The organism is Lysinibacillus sp. 2017, assembly GCF_003073375.1.
Lineage (GTDB): Bacteria > Bacillota > Bacilli > Bacillales_A > Planococcaceae > Solibacillus.
Window position 1 is genome coordinate 2,477,990 of record NZ_CP029002.1, and the last position, 16,731, is coordinate 2,494,720.

19 protein-coding genes are annotated in these 16,731 nt (G+C 38.3%); 2 read left to right on the plus strand and 17 right to left on the minus strand.

Annotated features, from left to right (window positions below):
* Nucleotides 1-53 precede the first annotated feature (53 nt).
* The 6 genes from DCE79_RS12095 to DCE79_RS12120 all read right to left on the minus strand — a co-directional run bounded on the left by DCE79_RS12095 (nucleotide 54) and on the right by DCE79_RS12120 (nucleotide 4,871).
* The gene (locus tag DCE79_RS12095) at nucleotides 54-701 is read right to left on the minus strand and encodes an alpha/beta hydrolase (RefSeq protein WP_108713291.1); all 648 of its coding nucleotides are present in this window, start codon (nucleotides 699-701) and stop codon (nucleotides 54-56) included.
* Nucleotides 702-732: 31 nt separating this feature from the next.
* Complete coding sequence (locus DCE79_RS12100) at nucleotides 733-1,296, minus strand: DNA helicase (RefSeq protein ID WP_108713292.1); 564 nt, start codon at nucleotides 1,294-1,296, stop codon at nucleotides 733-735.
* A gap of 148 nt (nucleotides 1,297-1,444) precedes the next feature.
* Nucleotides 1,445-3,439, minus strand: coding sequence for a transketolase (gene tkt, locus DCE79_RS12105; RefSeq protein WP_108713293.1), 1,995 nt, complete (start codon nucleotides 3,437-3,439; stop codon nucleotides 1,445-1,447).
* Nucleotides 3,440-3,577: 138 nt separating this feature from the next.
* Complete coding sequence (locus DCE79_RS12110; protein ID WP_108713294.1) at nucleotides 3,578-3,814, minus strand: DUF896 domain-containing protein; 237 nt, start codon at nucleotides 3,812-3,814, stop codon at nucleotides 3,578-3,580.
* Nucleotides 3,815-3,880: 66 nt separating this feature from the next.
* A complete protein-coding gene (locus tag DCE79_RS12115) occupies nucleotides 3,881-4,537 on the minus strand; it encodes a YneB family resolvase-like protein (protein WP_108713295.1) in 657 nt (218 codons plus the stop codon).
* Nucleotides 4,524-4,871 carry a cell division suppressor protein YneA gene (locus tag DCE79_RS12120; protein ID WP_108713296.1) on the minus strand — a complete coding sequence of 116 codons (348 nt, stop codon included), beginning with the start codon at nucleotides 4,869-4,871 and terminating at the stop codon, nucleotides 4,524-4,526. The genes DCE79_RS12115 and DCE79_RS12120 overlap by 14 nt, the downstream gene beginning before the upstream one ends.
* A gap of 167 nt (nucleotides 4,872-5,038) precedes the next feature.
* Here DCE79_RS12120 and lexA point away from each other — a divergent pair, with 167 nt between their 5' ends.
* The gene (gene lexA, locus DCE79_RS12125) at nucleotides 5,039-5,662 is read left to right on the plus strand and encodes a transcriptional repressor LexA (RefSeq protein WP_108713297.1); all 624 of its coding nucleotides are present in this window, start codon (nucleotides 5,039-5,041) and stop codon (nucleotides 5,660-5,662) included.
* A 95-nt stretch (nucleotides 5,663-5,757) separates the two neighbouring features.
* Here the strand turns inward: lexA and DCE79_RS12130 are convergent, their stop codons facing one another.
* The 6 genes from DCE79_RS12130 to DCE79_RS12155 all read right to left on the minus strand — a co-directional run bounded on the left by DCE79_RS12130 (nucleotide 5,758) and on the right by DCE79_RS12155 (nucleotide 11,340).
* Nucleotides 5,758-6,453 carry a gamma-glutamyl-gamma-aminobutyrate hydrolase family protein gene (locus DCE79_RS12130; protein WP_108713298.1) on the minus strand — a complete coding sequence of 232 codons (696 nt, stop codon included), beginning with the start codon at nucleotides 6,451-6,453 and terminating at the stop codon, nucleotides 5,758-5,760.
* A 138-nt stretch (nucleotides 6,454-6,591) separates the two neighbouring features.
* A complete protein-coding gene (locus tag DCE79_RS12135; protein WP_108713299.1) occupies nucleotides 6,592-7,134 on the minus strand; it encodes a 5' nucleotidase, NT5C type in 543 nt (180 codons plus the stop codon).
* An 82-nt stretch (nucleotides 7,135-7,216) separates the two neighbouring features.
* A complete protein-coding gene (locus tag DCE79_RS12140; protein ID WP_108713300.1) occupies nucleotides 7,217-7,924 on the minus strand; it encodes a DNA alkylation repair protein in 708 nt (235 codons plus the stop codon).
* Nucleotides 7,925-8,134: 210 nt separating this feature from the next.
* Nucleotides 8,135-9,469 carry a type I glutamate--ammonia ligase gene (glnA, locus tag DCE79_RS12145; RefSeq protein WP_108713301.1) on the minus strand — a complete coding sequence of 445 codons (1,335 nt, stop codon included), beginning with the start codon at nucleotides 9,467-9,469 and terminating at the stop codon, nucleotides 8,135-8,137.
* A gap of 63 nt (nucleotides 9,470-9,532) precedes the next feature.
* Nucleotides 9,533-9,913 (minus strand): MerR family transcriptional regulator, encoded by a 381-nt coding sequence (locus DCE79_RS12150; RefSeq protein WP_108713302.1) that lies wholly within the window; start codon nucleotides 9,911-9,913, stop codon nucleotides 9,533-9,535.
* A gap of 179 nt (nucleotides 9,914-10,092) precedes the next feature.
* Complete coding sequence (locus tag DCE79_RS12155) at nucleotides 10,093-11,340, minus strand: methionine gamma-lyase family protein (RefSeq protein ID WP_108713303.1); 1,248 nt, start codon at nucleotides 11,338-11,340, stop codon at nucleotides 10,093-10,095.
* Nucleotides 11,341-11,457: 117 nt separating this feature from the next.
* Here DCE79_RS12155 and DCE79_RS12160 point away from each other — a divergent pair, with 117 nt between their 5' ends.
* Nucleotides 11,458-12,066, plus strand: coding sequence for a trimeric intracellular cation channel family protein (locus tag DCE79_RS12160; protein WP_108713304.1), 609 nt, complete (start codon nucleotides 11,458-11,460; stop codon nucleotides 12,064-12,066).
* Between the two features lie 227 nt (nucleotides 12,067-12,293).
* On the opposite strand, the gene DCE79_RS12165 is transcribed toward DCE79_RS12160, so the two are convergent.
* From DCE79_RS12165 to mutL, 5 genes are all read right to left on the minus strand, one after another.
* Nucleotides 12,294-12,596 carry a rhodanese-like domain-containing protein gene (locus DCE79_RS12165; RefSeq protein ID WP_108713305.1) on the minus strand — a complete coding sequence of 101 codons (303 nt, stop codon included), beginning with the start codon at nucleotides 12,594-12,596 and terminating at the stop codon, nucleotides 12,294-12,296.
* A gap of 77 nt (nucleotides 12,597-12,673) precedes the next feature.
* Nucleotides 12,674-12,901, minus strand: a complete 228-nt coding sequence (gene hfq, locus DCE79_RS12170; RefSeq protein WP_108713306.1) for an RNA chaperone Hfq — start codon at nucleotides 12,899-12,901, stop codon at nucleotides 12,674-12,676.
* 86 nt (nucleotides 12,902-12,987) lie between these two features.
* Complete coding sequence (gene miaA, locus DCE79_RS12175; protein ID WP_108713307.1) at nucleotides 12,988-13,887, minus strand: tRNA (adenosine(37)-N6)-dimethylallyltransferase MiaA; 900 nt, start codon at nucleotides 13,885-13,887, stop codon at nucleotides 12,988-12,990.
* Nucleotides 13,877-14,800 carry an alpha/beta fold hydrolase gene (locus DCE79_RS12180; RefSeq protein ID WP_108713308.1) on the minus strand — a complete coding sequence of 308 codons (924 nt, stop codon included), beginning with the start codon at nucleotides 14,798-14,800 and terminating at the stop codon, nucleotides 13,877-13,879. The genes miaA and DCE79_RS12180 overlap by 11 nt, the downstream gene beginning before the upstream one ends.
* 24 nt (nucleotides 14,801-14,824) lie before the next feature.
* Complete coding sequence (mutL, locus tag DCE79_RS12185; protein ID WP_108713309.1) at nucleotides 14,825-16,729, minus strand: DNA mismatch repair endonuclease MutL; 1,905 nt, start codon at nucleotides 16,727-16,729, stop codon at nucleotides 14,825-14,827.
* Nucleotides 16,730-16,731 lie beyond the last annotated feature (2 nt).

A 16,731-nucleotide genomic window follows, 5' to 3' on the forward strand; every position in this document is an offset into this window, starting at 1 on the left:
TTACTAAAATAAAAGCGGATGCCCGATTCATTTCAGGCATCCGCTTTTTGTTGTTAATTTAAAGTTGTTGGTAAATCTTCAGCCAAAAAGGCAATTAAATCTTGTAAATTTTGTTCGCATACACCGTGCCCTATTGGATACGATTTGAACACGACTTTCGTGCCGTATTCATTAAAGAAGTTTGAGGCATGCTCTGCCCACACAAATGGGAAATCATAATCATATTCACCATGTGAAATGAAAATCTTCGTTTCATCCATTGTTTTTTTACTATATTCTAGCGCAGCAAACTCTGGTAAATAACCACTTAATATCGCAGTGCCTCGTATTGCATTGCCCATAACCATTGCTAACGATCCCGCCATGGCCGCTCCTTGATTAAAGCCAACTACATAAATTTGCTTTTCATCTAAATTAAATTCTTGAATCGCTTCAAAAATAAACGCCTCTACCGCTTTTAACACTTTGTCGAAAATGGCACGATCTGGCTTGCCCTCTTCTTCAAACGTATAAAAAGCATAGCCAGGACGATGCTGAATCGGTCCTTGTAAACTGAAAATGTGGCACTGTGATGAAAATGATTCAACTAATTGTACTAAATCCTTTTCATCACTTCCTAAACCGTGTAATAAGAAAATGGCGGGTTGTTTATCCCCCTGTACTGCTGGTGTTTTGTGTAAATAATTAAATGGTGTTTTCATCATATACTCCTTTTATCACGTATTAACTCTTTTAAGAAAGCGTCATTTGATTAACAATTTGGTCGGCGTAGTAAGCAATATAGCCGTCCATCATTTTTAACGTCTCGTCGATATTTCCTTCAGTTAACGTTTCCGCATTTTTTATCGTTACATAAGTTAAAAAATCAATGCGTAGTGTATGTTCGATCGATGCATATGCATAATCATAGATTACATCTTCATCTGAAACATTAAGTTCTTTATATTGCTTGTGAAATGCTTCTTTATAGTCATCCATTTTTTCTGCAACATCATTACGAATTCGCATTTGCTGCGCCATTAATTCGTTTTCGATAAAGCTCACTTTTGGAAATGACCCAGAACCATATGTATCACGTACAATCTGTGTCCAAGCTGTTTTATTGTCAACAAAATACGCAATATTTAACATGAGGCGATCATAAAAATCTTCTGTTGAAGTTGCTGACTCACGTTTTTGATTGACATTTTGTTGAATCATTTGTTCAAATTGCTTCACATCGGTTTTGTTTGTTAGAAAAAAAAGTACTTTTTCAATGTATGTTGTAATTTCTTTTTGAATTTGATCTGTTGTCATAAACCGTTCACTTCCTTCATCTGATGCTTCCTTTTATCCAAGTTTTATCGTACCATTCCGTCAACAATTAAGCACGTTTTGGTCATAGAAAACCTAATAAAAATGCCACCCGCCAAATATAGGCGGATGACATTTTTTGAGGATTCAATTATAGTGCTTTTACTTTCGCAACTACATTTTCCACTGTAAAGCCGTATTGTTCAAGGACAATTTTTTCTGGAGCTGAAGCACCGAATTTGTCGATTGCTAATACATCGCCCTCAAAACCAACATATTTATGCCAGCCGAATGACGCACCCATTTCAATTGCTAAACGTTTTGTTACCGCTTTTGGTAAAACAGATTCTTTGTATTCTTTTGATTGTTTTTCAAAACGATCCATTGATGGCATTGAGACAACCGATGCATCAATTCCTTCAGTCAATAACACTTTTTGTGCTTCCACTGCTAAAGAAACTTCTGAACCTGTTGCGATTAAAATCGCATCTGGTGTTTCTTTTGTTGCTTTTGAAACAACGTAAGCGCCTTGTTCAACACCAGCGTATACTGTTTCTTTTGTTGCATCTAATACTGGTAAGTTTTGACGAGATAATACTAATACTGTTGGTGTAGAAGTACTTTCAACCGCTAATTTCCAAGCTGCTGCTGATTCGTTACCATCTGCAGGACGAATTACTGAAAGGTTTGGCATTGCACGTAATGCAGCTAAATGTTCAACTGGTTCATGTGTTGGACCATCTTCCCCTACTGCAATTGAATCATGTGTAAATACATATGTTACTGGTAAGCCCATTAAAGCTGATAAACGGATTGCTGGACGAACATAGTCAGAGAATACGAAGAATGTACCACCAAACACGTTTAAACCACCATGTAAAGCCATACCGTTCATGGCGGCACCCATAGCGAATTCACGTACACCAAACCAAATGTTACGGCCTTCTGGAGTTTCAGCGAAGAAGTCACCAGCGCCTTTAATAGTTGTTTTGTTAGAACCTGCTAAGTCTGCAGAACCACCGAAGAATGATGGTGTCATTTTCGCGATGGCGTTAATTGCTTCACCAGATGACGAACGAGTTGCAATTGATTTACCTACTTCATATACAGGTAATTCTGATGCAAAGTTTTCAGGTAATTTATTTTCCATTGCGTTCACAAATTGAGCTGCTAATTCAGGGTATTCTGCTTTGTAGCTTGCAAAAATTTCGTTCCAAGCTGCTTCTGCTTGCACACCTTGTACTTCTGATGCTGCTTTAAATGTTTCATAAACTTCAGCAGGTACGTGGAATGGCTCATGCTCCCAACCGTAAGCTGCTTTTGTTAATGATACTTCATCTGTTCCAAGTGGAGAACCATGAGAATCTGATTTACCAGATTTATTTGGTGACCCAAACCCAATTACCGTTTTTACTTCGATAATTGTTGGACCGCCTGTATTTTGTTTTGCTGTTTCAATTGCCGCATTGATTGACGCTGTATCTGTTCCGTCTGCTACTTTTAAGTAATTCCAATTGTAAGATTCGAAACGTTTTTGGATGTTTTCTGAGAATGACTTTTCTAAATCACCATCAAGTGAAATATCATTTGAATCATATAACACAATTAACTTGTCTAATTGTAAGTGACCCGCTAAAGAAATTGCTTCTGCAGCGACACCTTCCATTAAGTCCCCGTCACCACAAAGTGCAAATGTGTAGTGATCGACAATTTCGTGACCTGATTTATTGTATGTAGCAGATAAATGACGTTCAGCCATTGCCATACCTACTGACATTGCAATCCCTTGACCAAGTGGGCCTGTTGTTGCTTCAACCCCAGTTGTGTGACCATATTCAGGATGTCCAGGTGTTAATGAACCCCATTGACGGAAGCTTTTGATTTCTTCCATATCTAATCCGTATCCACCAAGGTGTAATAAGCTATATAAAAGCATTGATCCATGTCCAGCTGATAATACAAAACGGTCACGGTTGAACCATTTTGGATTTTGTGGGTTATGACGTAATTGCTTCGTCCATAACGTATAAGCCATTGGTGCAGCACCCATTGGTAATCCTGGGTGACCTGAGTTCGCTTTCTCGACTGCGTCGATTGATAGTGTACGGATTGCGTTAATTGCTAACTGATCCATCTGTTGTGTCATTGTTTGACATCCTTTCTCGAACTATATTTATACATTCTATAGTTTAGACAAATTTGAGTAAGAAAACAATCACTTATCGTAACGTTTCACAAAATATGCCATACTCAATTTCGAATGTGTCACATTAATTGCAATTTTTTAATTTAATAAATTTTTTTGCGCTTTAATTTGTTTTAATTTTTCTGGAGTTACATCATTTCCTTCTTCGTCTACTACTTTTACGTGTTCAATTGTGTCACGCATTGTAGACCGAAATACATCTAAATATTCTTTTCGAAGGGCCGTACGCTCTTTTGCTTGTTCCTCCGTTAAATTTCCTTCTTTTGCTAATTTTGATAACTCATTGATTCGCGCCATTTTTTCTTTAGATAACATTACATTCTCACCTTTCTTAATTCCAATAATACAAAGGTATAAAAAAACGACTTGGAGAGCAAGTGTTTACTCTTCAAGTCGTTCCATAAATTCAATATATCTGCGGTGAACGGTCGCTTTACTTATTTGAATACCAAGTCCTGAAAGCGTTGATGCAATTTCAGCAAATGTTAACCCTTTTTGACGCAATTGGACAATTTCTTCAACAGGTACTTCTTTTCGTTCACGTCCTTCGATATTGCCACGATTTTTCAAATTATTTTGTGGCATATAACCATTTTCAACAGCTCGGCGCATGCCACGGCGAATTTTTGCATTGTGCATGCGGCGCTGATATTCTTCAACAACAGCTAAAATTTCAAGTAACATCGTATCCATTTCATTTAATGCGAGTGGACCCGCATCATTTAGTGAATAGACTGTTGCTTCATATTTTTGAATGAGGTGTAATACGGCCATTCGTGCATTACCACGACCTAATCGTGTTTCATCCTGCACAAATAATGCCTTTATTTGATGCTCTTTCATATATTCGAGCATATCTAATAGGCCATCTCGGTCGACTTCAAAACCACTATGTTGGTCTTTAAAAGCAGCTATTTCACTGTAACCTAGTGATTTCGCGTATTTTGTAAGCTCTTCATGCTGACGTACTAATGATGTTTCTTGCGTGTCCTTTTCTGTACTAACACGACAATAAATGACGGCTTTATTTTGATTCATTATTCTCTCTCACTACTTTAATGGATTGTGCATAATTGGGTTCATTTGATTTAGTGATATAATCGGCGTTCTTTTCAACGGGTACGTTTAAAATTTGACCACTTACTACTTCTTCACTCGATAATTCATTTTGTTTTTTTACAGCGTGAATCCAATCATGCTTTTCCATTTTACCACGATATTGTTCAGCTATTGTCCATAAAGTGTCCCCATGTTCAATTGTTACCTGTTCGTATAATTCAATTTGGTCGTCTTTCATTACAATAATTCCAATAAAAAAAACTGAAAATGCTAGAAACATTGCTGCAAAGCTGTTTAACTTTAAATTCTTCATAAATAACTGCCCCTTTTCGAATGTATGTTCGGAATATGTGTTCTCATAATAATACGAACATATGTTTTTGTCAACCGTTTCTCGAACCTATGTTTGCATTTATGTTCGCATACTGCTATACTGTATTTAATTAAAAATATCCATTTTATATTAAAGAGGTGAGCAAGTTGACAACAAAAATTTCAAAGCGACAATTAGCAATTCTAGCTTTCATAAAAGAGGAAGTTCGTTCTAAAGGTTACCCCCCATCTGTTCGAGAAATTGGTGAAGCGGTTGGTTTAGCTTCTAGTTCAACTGTCCACGGGCATTTAGCTCGTTTAGAAAGTAAAGGGCTTATTCGTCGTGACCCTACAAAGCCACGCGCTATTGAAGTTTTACAACAAGAAGATTCGACAATCCCAAAACCAGGTGTCGTTCATATACCATTAATCGGTAAGGTTACTGCTGGCCTACCCATTACAGCGATTGAGCATATTCAAGAGTACTTCCCACTGCCAGATACATACGGGGCATCTGAAGATGAACTATTCATGCTTGAGATTATGGGTGAATCGATGATTGACGCAGGAATTTTAGATGGGGATTATGTAATCGTAAAGAAAACGTCAACAGCAAACAATGGTGAGATCGTTGTAGCTATGACGGAAGAAGACGAAGCTACTGTGAAACGTTTTTACAAAGAAAAAACACATTTCCGCCTTCAACCTGAAAATAGCTCAATGGATCCGATTATCGTCAATCAAATCTCGATTTTAGGTAAAGTTGTCGGCTTATATCGCAACGTACATTAAATGTTCGAAGTCTATCTTCTATATTAATAGTAGATAGACTTTTTTCATGAAAAAAGAGTTCAGCAAAATCGCTGAACTCTTTTAAATACCCTATTTTACTTTTCACACGCTTCTACAAAGCTTCTAAATAAACGCTGTGCATACACATCTCCTAGTGGTGCAAGCTCTTCAGGATGCCATTGTACGGATACACAATACGGGTGTGATTCATGCTCAATTCCCTCTATAACACCATCTTTCGCAATAGCAGAAACTACTAATCTTTTTCCAAGTTTACCAACCGATTGATGATGGAATGTATTCACACGGAACGAATCGTCCCCGAAAATCTCTTTAAACTTCGGAGTTAGAACTTCTACACTGTGTGCGAGTGCACCGCGCTTTGATAATTGCTTATGCCCAATTGCATTTTCAACTTGAGATGGAATATCTTGAATGATCGTCCCCCCAAAAGCCACATTCATCACCTGCGCCCCACGACAGACACCTAAAATCGGCATTTGCTTGTCAAACGCATGCTCCATTAATAATAGATCACTGACATCACGTTCATGAACGACACGCCCAATTTTTTGATGCGGCTCTTCTCCAAATAAAAACGGATCTAAATCTTCGCCTCCAATTAGAAGTAAGCCATCAACAACTGATAATAAGGCTTCAACCGTGTCTTCCGTTGCGTTCGGAATACAAATCGGTATGCCTCCCGCTTGTTCAATAGAATGTAAATACGCATTATTAATGTCTAATTTTTTATCAATATCATACATCGTTAAGCCAATAATCGGTTTCATCCTCTACATCCCCTTTATTCACTACTCATTTAGCAAACTCAATTATTCAGATAATTCAAATTATACTACTATACCTCTGTAATACTCCAGAAAAAAAAAAAAAGATAGATTGTTTTATTTACAATCCATCCCATTCACCTATGCTTTTAATTGTTCTAAAAAGTACTCTTTAATTTCTCGCCAATTTTGCACACGGACATAGCCTTCCACCGCAGCATTATATGGCATTGAATACAAAACACCCGTTCCTTTAAATGCTTCAAGCTGTCTCGAACTATCATCGATCAAATAATCGGTATGTATCACAGCTTTATTGCCACAGAATACAATATTTTGCGTTTTTAAAAATGGCAAATGCTCCCGTAGCCATTCGTATTTCGCCGTGAAGGAACCTGGTACATCCATAGCCGCTGTTGCAATGTAAATTTCATAATGCTCTTGTAACTCCTTGATAACCTCGATTGCATCTGAATCTAATACGGCTAAATCACGAAAATAATCTGGTTCATTTAATAATGCAAATAGTTTTTTTCCGTCTTCCGTTGGTAAATCACGCTGCGTCGTTAATAAAAATTCTTCTTTGGTAAAATTCGTTCCGAAATTTTCATTATATGTAGCACATAATTTCGAATAAAAATCTGCTAATACTTGGTCCATATCAATAGCAATACTCTTTTTCATCACAAAGGCCCCCTCGAATTTCCTACTATTAGTTTAATAAACTCATGAACTGGAAACAAGTGATTACTCTATTTGTCACAATTTAACATCTTACATATTTTCGTTTGAACCCAATACGGTCTTTTTCAACTTGTTTTTGAATGTCTTCATAGGCATGTAAACTACCAGGTTTCTTCCCTTCACGTGGCATAGCAACAGGCCCGATTTCCTTAGCGAATTCCAATGCTTCATAATGCAGTGGTTTATAGGATACACCAACTGTCATAACAAAATTGTTCATCGCTGCCTTTGTGCGGGGTGGCGCATTTTGTATTTCTTCCTTCACTTTTTCTAACATGCCTAGCAGCTTCTCTTTGGAGAACTCTTCATCCTTACGATTGCCAAGTAACCAGCAATAGCAATTCCAACCAGCTGACATTTTTAGTTCTTCTCCACTATTAATCCATTTATCGCTAACTTGCTGGGCAATATCTGATTCCGCTAATGTCACCGCGACGACAAAGTCTGAAATCATGTAAAAGTAGGCCCCCTCTATCCAACGATCATAATCGCTTTGCGTCATTGTCTTTGGATCTGCAATAATGCCCGCAAAATACATCGCATCATAATTACCTGTTGCATAAAGCTCTTCTGCTAATGGTTGATCAATTTTGATTTTTTTTGCGATTGGCTTCATTGAACCCGTTGTTACACCGAAAACAGGTTCTTTTGCACCGTTTGACATATAGATTTTTTTCGAGCGCTCTTTGCCTAATGCTTCAAGCTCTTGCATGACTGTTTTGAAATCCAATTAAACCACATCCTTTTTGTTAGGTTAATGTTCGAATGTAAATATATACCTCCTAAATAATTCTTAACTTAATTTTATTCGTTGGTATTAGGCGGAAATCCCTTTATTTTTTAATTTCATATGATGGCATTGGGAACAAGAATTAAAAGCTGTGGACATAAAAAAAAAGCGCAAGGGCAAATTAAATCGCCCTTGCGCTTTTTCTAAAAATTAATACATTTTCATATATTGATCGCGTTCCCACTGATGTACTGTTGAACGGTACATGTCGAACTCGATTTCTTTTGCTTCTTTGAAGTTTGCATAAATATGCTCACCTAACGCACTTTTAACGACTTCATCTTTTGAAAGTAAATCAAGTGCGTCATTTAAAGCAGCTGGTAAGTTATCGATACCATTTGCTTTACGCTCTTCTTCACTCATTACATAGATGTTGCGGTTGATTGCAGCTGGAGGTGTCATTTTTTGGCGAATACCTTCTAAGCCAGCTTCTAAAATTACAGCCATTGCTAAGTATGGGTTAGCAGCTGGATCCACTGAACGTACTTCTACGCGTGTTGATACGCCGCGAGAAGATGGGATACGAATTAGTGGAGAACGGTTTTGTGCAGACCATGCTACGTAACATGGCGCTTCGTAACCTGGTACTAAACGTTTGTAAGAGTTTACAGTTGGGTTTGTAATCGCTGTGAAACCTTGTACGTGCGCTAAAACACCAGCCATGAATTGCATTGCTGTTTCAGATAAACCAATCTCTGCTGATTCATCGTAGAATGCATTTTGTTTGCCTGTGAATAAAGACACATTAAAGTGCATGCCTGATCCAGCTTCACCAAATAATGGTTTTGGCATGAATGTTGCGTGTAATCCGTGTTTACGAGCGATTGTTTTTACAACTAATTTAAATGTTTGGATGTTGTCACAAGCTGTGATAGCATCTGCATATTTAAAGTCGATTTCGTGTTGACCTGGTGCAACTTCGTGGTGAGAAGCTTCGATTTCAAAGCCCATTTCTTCAAGCTCTAATACGATATCACGACGGCAGTTTTCACCTAAGTCTGTTGGTGCTAAGTCGAAGTAACCACCATGGTCATTTACTTCTAACGTTGGTTCACCTTTTGCGTCTAATTTGAATAAGAAGAACTCTGGTTCAGGTCCTAAGTTGAAATCTGTAAAACCTAACTCTTCCATTTCTTTTAATACGCGTTTTAAGTTGTTACGTGGGTCTCCTGCGAATGGCTCACCATTTGGATTGTAGATGTCACAGATTAAACGTGCTACTTTTCCTTTTTCGGCAGTCCATGGGAAAACCATAAACGAATCGTAGTCAGGATATAAGTACATATCAGATTCCTCGATACGCACGAATCCTTCAATTGAAGAGCCGTCAAACATCATTTTGTTGTCTAATGCTTTTTCTAATTGAGTTACTGGAATTTCTACGTTTTTAATCGTTCCTAAAATATCTGTGAACTGTAAACGAATAAATTTTACTTCTTCTTCTTGTACGAGACGTTTAATATCGTCTTTTGTGTATTTACCCACTAAATTCCACACTCCTAAATTTGTTCAGTACCGATATAGTATCGATCTTATATTTTACACGCTTTATTGATAAAAACGTGATAAATCCCCTTGTCGAATAGATGATTTTTGCATACGCTGTGCTTGACGCATTTCCTCACGTAAAATTTTTCGTAATTCTGTGTCTGAGATTTCTTTGCTAGCATCTTTCATTGCAGGGTCATTTTTCATTGCAAACACTTTTTTAATGCCTGCCATATTAACACCTTGTTCTAACATATCTTTGATCTCTAATAAGGTATCGACATCATTCAGTGAGAACATACGCCGATTTCCTTCTGTGCGGTGCGGCTGAATTAAATCATGTTCTTCGTAATATCGAATTTGTCTTGCTGTAAGGTCCGTTAATTGCATGACAATACTAATGGACAATAATGGCATAGAACGTCGAATTTCACTACTCATTTAATCCACCTCCCTTGCAAATATCATACGACTTGTGACGAACGTTGTCAAATGCATGTAAGAAAAACTAACATACGATGTATAAAACAGAAAATCCGTACAAATAGGAAGCGAATTGACTGAAAATATTCTTTTATAAAAAAAGCCGCACAATTTAAATATTATGCGACTAAAATTATTTATTTTAACTTCTGAACCGCTAAACAAATCGCGTATTTTACGTGTTCATACGTTAAGCCACCTTGTACAAAAGCTGTGTATGGCGGACGAATTGGGCCATCAGCTGTTAACTCAATGCTTGACCCTTGTACAAATGTACCTGCCGCCATGATGACATCATCTTCATACCCTGGCATATACGCTGGTTCTGGAGCAAAATGTGCATTAATAGGGGAAGCCGCTTGAATTTCACGACAAAATGCAATCATTTGATCCGCCGTTTGGAATGAAACGGATTGGATTAAATCCGTACGTTCATCTGTATAATGCGGTGCTGTTGTCATACCGATTTCTTCAAGTATTGCTGACGTGAAAATTGCACCTTTTAAGCTTTGTGCCACGACATGTGGAGCCATGAAGAAACCTTGGTAAAAGTCTGCAAGCGTATTTAAACTCGCTCCAGCTTCTGCTCCAATACCTGGAGAAGTCATTCGATATGCACATTTTTCAACTAAATCCGCGCGTCCAGCAATATATCCCCCAATTTTCGCAAAACCACCACCTGGGTTTTTAATAAGGGAACCCGCGATTAAATCTGCGCCAACTTCTGTAGGCTCCAACTTTTCTACGAATTCACCATAACAGTTATCCACGAAAATAACCGCATGTGGTGCGATTTCACGGATATTACGGATCATTTCAGTTATGGCCGCAATTGTAAATGACGGACGTGTCGCATAACCTTTTGAACGTTGAATCGCGATCATTTTTGTATTTTCATTGACCGCCTTTTTTACGCCGTCCCAATCGATGTCTTTATTATCGATTAAATCGACGTGTGAATAACCAATTTTGTAGTCTTTTAAAGAGCCTGTATCTTTTTCGCCACCGTCAACAATTGATTGCAGTGTGTCGTATGGTTTGCCTGTAATATACACTAACTCATCACCAGGACGTAATACGCCGAATAAGCTTAATGTAATCGCATGTGTTCCTGAAATGATCTGCGGGCGAACGATGGCTGCCTCTGCACCGAAAACTTCCGCATACACGCGTTCTAAATTATCACGCCCTTCATCGTCATAGCCGTAGCCTGTTGAGGGATGTAGGTGGAAATCACTTACTTGATTATTTCGAAACGCTGCTAATACCTTTTGTTGATTGAAAAATGCTTGTTCATCTACTTTTTGATGAAAGCTGTGCACTTTCTCTTCGATACGTGACGCGAGCGCTAAAGTTTCATTTGTAATACTTGATTGAAATGCCATTTTTTCTTGCTCCATTCTATTAAAACTATCTTCTATTATACATCAAATGATTTTACTTTGACGAACGATTGAAAAACTGCTATTCTCAATGTCGATTCGATTTTTAGGGGGATGTTTATGGCTTGGGATGTATTTAGCGTCATTGGCACCATTGCCTTCGCCATTTCTGGCGCAATCGTTGCAATGGAGGAAGAATACGATTTATTTGGAGTCTATATTTTAGGCATTGTAACAGCGTTTGGTGGAGGCGCAATTCGAAATTTATTGATTGGTTTACCGGTTTCAACATTGTGGAGTCAAGAAATGATGTTTCAAATTGCGTTAGCGGCGATTACAATTTTCTTTTTAATGCCGCATCATTTAATAAAGCATTGGAATCGTTGGGGGAACTTTACCGATGCAATTGGATTGTCGGCATTTGCCATTCAAGGGGCCATGCATGCGGTGCATTTACAATTACCAGTTGCAGCTGTCATTGTCGCGGCTGTTTTAACAGGGGCTGGTGGAGGAATTGTTCGTGATTTACTCGCAGGAAGAAAGCCAATTGTCCTTAGACATGAAATTTATGGCGTTTGGGCTGCAATTGCTGGTCTATTAATTGGTCTTGAATTATTTTCTGGAGATTTCTTCTTATATACGCTGTTTGTGATTATTACGATTTTACGCGTATTTTCCTATACACGCGGTTGGTGCCTACCCGCAAAAAAAATTCAATTTGCAAAATAAAGAACAAAAGCGCTAAAGCGTCCGTTTAGCCCCGAACAGCTTTGGCGGACCCGACAAGAAAGTAAACGTTCTTAGGAGGGGTCGAAAAGCTCGCGGGGCTAGCGCTTTAGCCTCGACGTGAGATATGCTTTATTTAAAAGTTATCCACAATACGAGGATTTATAATTTCCTTAACAAAGAAAAAGCACAAGAGTTTAAAACTCCTGTGCTTACTACGTTATTGAAAATTATTTAAATTCTAACTCGCCATCGTACGCCATCATGCCGCCTTCAAGATTTATTACGTTAAATCCTTGTGCTTCTAAATATTGACATGCATTGGCACTACGTCCGCCACCTTTACATACAACGATGTATGGTGTTTTTGCATCTAATTCATTTGTACGTTCTGGAATTGAACCTAATGGAATATGAACAGCACCTGGAATCATTCCGTGTTCAACTTCAAAATCTTCTCGTACATCGATTACATGTAAATCTTCGTTTGCATCTAATAAGTTCACTAGCTCATCTGTTGTCATTGCTTTCATTATAAAATCCTCCAATACTTCTAACATCTAAGTCATTATAATTGAAACAATCACAATCTGCTAGTTGTATACACTACTTACGCTTCCTCTTCTGTTAACGCAACATTTTTTGTAGGAACAAAAGTTGAAATCGCATGTTTATAAATTAACTGTTGTTTCCCTTCTGTTTCTAACAATACCGTAAAGTTATCGTAGGATTTAATTAAACCTTTTAATTGAAAACCGTTTAATAAAAATACTGTTACAAATGTATTATTTTTTCGTAATTGGTTTAAAAACGTATCTTGTAAGTTCGTCGATTTCATATCTATTATCTCCCTTAAAGTAGAATACATGCCATATAGTACTATTAGGTAATAGTATACTCTTTTCCTCCTAAAATTAGAAGAATTTAGAAAAAATATTTTACTTTGTCCCAATTATTACCAATCCATTGAACATTCATTTTATTACGGAAATAAGTTAATTGACGTTTTGCATAGCGACGGGAATTTTGTTTAATTTGATCCTTGGCTTCTTCAAGCGTTAAACGTCCATCAAAATAGGCATACAACTCTTTATAGCCAATCGCTTTGATCGATTGCACATCACGGATTTCTGCATCATATAAAGCCCGCACTTCTTGCACAAGACCTGCTTCCATCATTAAATCGACACGCAAATTAATGCGTTCATATAATTTTTCACGGTCCATATCCATTCCGATGATGAGGTGATTATATAATGCAACATCGCCACGATTAAATTGTTCTTCCGCACGAGATACCCCCGCAAGTTCGGCCATTTCAAGTGCGCGAATGACTCTTCGGGTATTATTCGGATGAATGTCGGCTGCAGCTGCAGGATCAATTATTGCTAATTTCGCATGCATTGCCTCTGGACCAAGCTGTTCTAACTCTTTGTAATACGTATTTCGTGCTTCCTCATTGACTTCTTGTTTTGTAAATTGGAAATCGTATAAAACGGATTGCACGTAAAGCCCTGTTCCGCCAACAATGATTGGCATTTTACCGCGCGACTGAATTTCTTCAATCTTCCCTCTAACAAGCTGTTGATATTCCGCAACCGAAAATCCTTCTGTTGGTTCCTTAATATCTAGCAAGTGATGTGGAATGCCTTCCATTTCCTCTTGCGTAATTTTTGCTGTCCCAATATCCAAGTTGCGATAAATTTGCATCGAATCGCCGTTAATAATTTCACCATCGATTTCCTTGGCTAATCGGATACTAAGCGCTGTTTTACCTGATGCAGTTGGACCGATAATGGCCACAACATCGATTTTATTTTTCATCTTTTAACCACCGTACAATTATTTCAAATACTTGATGTTTTTTTCGTTCATTTAATATTTCATGGCGCAACCCTTCAAATAGATGCACCAATACATTCGTTACACCTGCATCTACAAGCTGCTCAGCCGCTTTTAATACATCTTTTGCATTGTTACCACCAACTGGATCATCTGTCCCACTGACAAATAATACAGCTAAATCTGAACGAATTTGCTCATTTTTAGATTGATCATCTAACTGGATCATACCTTCTGTTAAATCAGCAAAGAGCTGTGTTGTCGATATGAACCCACAAAGTGGATCATCGATATATTTTTGCACTTCCTCTTCATCCGTGCAAAGCCAATCAAAGGGTGTTTTCGCATTCTTCACATTGTTGTTGAAATTACCAAAGCTCAATAGGTTCATCAGTTGACTCGATGTCGTTGGCCCTTGAAGCTTCACTAATTGTTTTGCAATAACATGTCCAGCTGAATGGAGTAGTGACGGAGAACCAGATCCACTTAAAATGAGCTTTTCGATCATTTCACTATAAAGCTGCGCGAAACGTCTCGCGATAAATGAGCCCATGCTGTGACCAAAAAGAATGGGGCGTCCTGTATTTGCGATGATTTCAACTTGTTTTAAGACTTCATAAACGTCCTGTACAACACGATCAAAACCTTTTTCATAACCGAAGAAGCCCAGCTGACCATTTTTATCAGCTGTATAACCGTGACCACGGTGATCATGTGTCGAAACAAAATAACCTTGGGCCACCAAAACTTGGGCGAATTCCTCGTAACGTTCCGAATGCTCTGCCATCCCATGTAGCAAATGAATATGTCCGATTATCCCTTCGTCAGGTTTAAATGTTCTTACAAACACTTCATGTCCATCCGTCATTGTCATATAAAACGTGTTTTTCTCCATTCCATCCACCCTTTCATTGTCAAACTACATAACGCGTTTAAACATTTTTTCTACTTCATACGACGTAAAGTGAATTAAAACAGGGCGCCCATGTGGACAAGTAAATGGATTGTCTGCGTTTCGCAAATCTTCAATGAGACGCTCCATTTGCTGCTGGTCTAAATAGTGATTCGCTTTAATCGACTTTTTACAACTCATCATGATGGCAGCTGCTTCTCTCAATTTTTTGATATCTGCTATACGCGTGTTTAACACTTGCTCGATCAATTGCTCGATGATTTCCTGCTCTTCCCCTTTTGGAAACCATGTCGGATATTCTCGTACGATAAATGATGATTGACCAAACTCTTCTAAAAATACCCCAACATCATCTAAGGCTGCTTTTGATTCATTTAAACGGATGGCCTCATCTGCAGAATAATGAAATGTTAATGGCATGAGGAGTGATTGGCGTTCATTGGCGTTGACTTCCCCAACTTTATCACGGAAATATTCGTATTTAATACGTTCTTGTGCCGCGTGTTGATCGATTAGATAAAAGCCGTCTTCCATTTGTGCCACGATATACGTTCCATGAATTTGACCAACGATTTCTACTTGTGGGAAATGGCGTTTTGGATTAGTTCGTTCAATTTCATCAACATTTTCTACCTCTTGCATTGGTTCAAACGGTATACTTTCTAGTTCATTCATTTCTTGCACTACTTCTACGGTTGGTTGCGATATTGTTACTTGTTGATCAAAATGTTCTTCTTGCTGAGTTTGCATCGGTGAAGGTACATAGGGTTCTCTCACGATTGTCTGCTCGTTCGTTAATCGTTCAACAAGTGATGTCATTTTTTGTGTATCAAAACCTGGTGTAGTCGCAGTGCTCGGATTCCAAATATTCATTTGTTCGCTTGGAACTCGGACTGGCTTTTCTTTCTTTTCAGCGAGTGGGATTCGATTAACCGCACGAATTGCTTGACGAATTGTATCCTCGATTAATTTTAGTAGCTCTGGCTCTTTACTAAGTCGTACTTGATGCTTCGCAGGATGGACATTGACATCTGTTAATTGCGGATCCCCTTCTACATAAAGTAATACAATTGGGAATCGTTCTATTGGTAAATACGTATGATACGCATCAATTATGGCCTTTTGAATAACAAAATGTTTCACCCAGCGTCCGTTTACAAACAGTGACATATAGTTTTTCGATGCCCGTGTCACTTCAGGTAGTGATGCATAGCCGTGAATTTTATAGTCATTATTACTGCCTTCAAAAGCTAGCATCTTTTTCGCATTATGCGCTCCGTAAATCGCAGCTAATACTTGCTGCACTTGACCACGTCCATTTGTTTGTAGCAATGTTTGACCATTATGCACAAGCTTAATCGCAACTTCCGGGTAACCTAATGCGATACGGTTAATAAAATCAATCGTATGCCCTAACTCAGTCTGAATCGTTTTCAAATATTTTAAGCGCGCGGGGGTATTGTAAAATAGCTGTGCTACTGTAATGTCTGTACCACGACGTAGGGCAGTTGGTTTATGCTCTTTTAAATGGCCACCTTCTAAATACAGGTGTACCCCTCCATCTCCGTCCGATGTGCGTAATGTTAATTTAGAAACAGAGGCAATTGACGCCAAAGCCTCTCCACGGAAACCTAACGTACGAATTCGGAATAAGTCTTGTTCTTTTTCAATTTTAGAAGTCGCATGACGAGAAAACGACATTAATGCGTCGGCTTCGTCCATTCCACTCCCGTTGTCCACTACTTGAATGGAAGTAAGACCGGCTTCTTCAAGAAAAATCTCGATCGATGTACTACCCGCATCAATGGCATTTTCAACTAGCTCTTTGACAACGGATGATGGTCGCTCTACTACTTCACCAGCTGCGATTTTATTCGACAGCCATTCATCCATAATTTGAATTTTTCCCATCC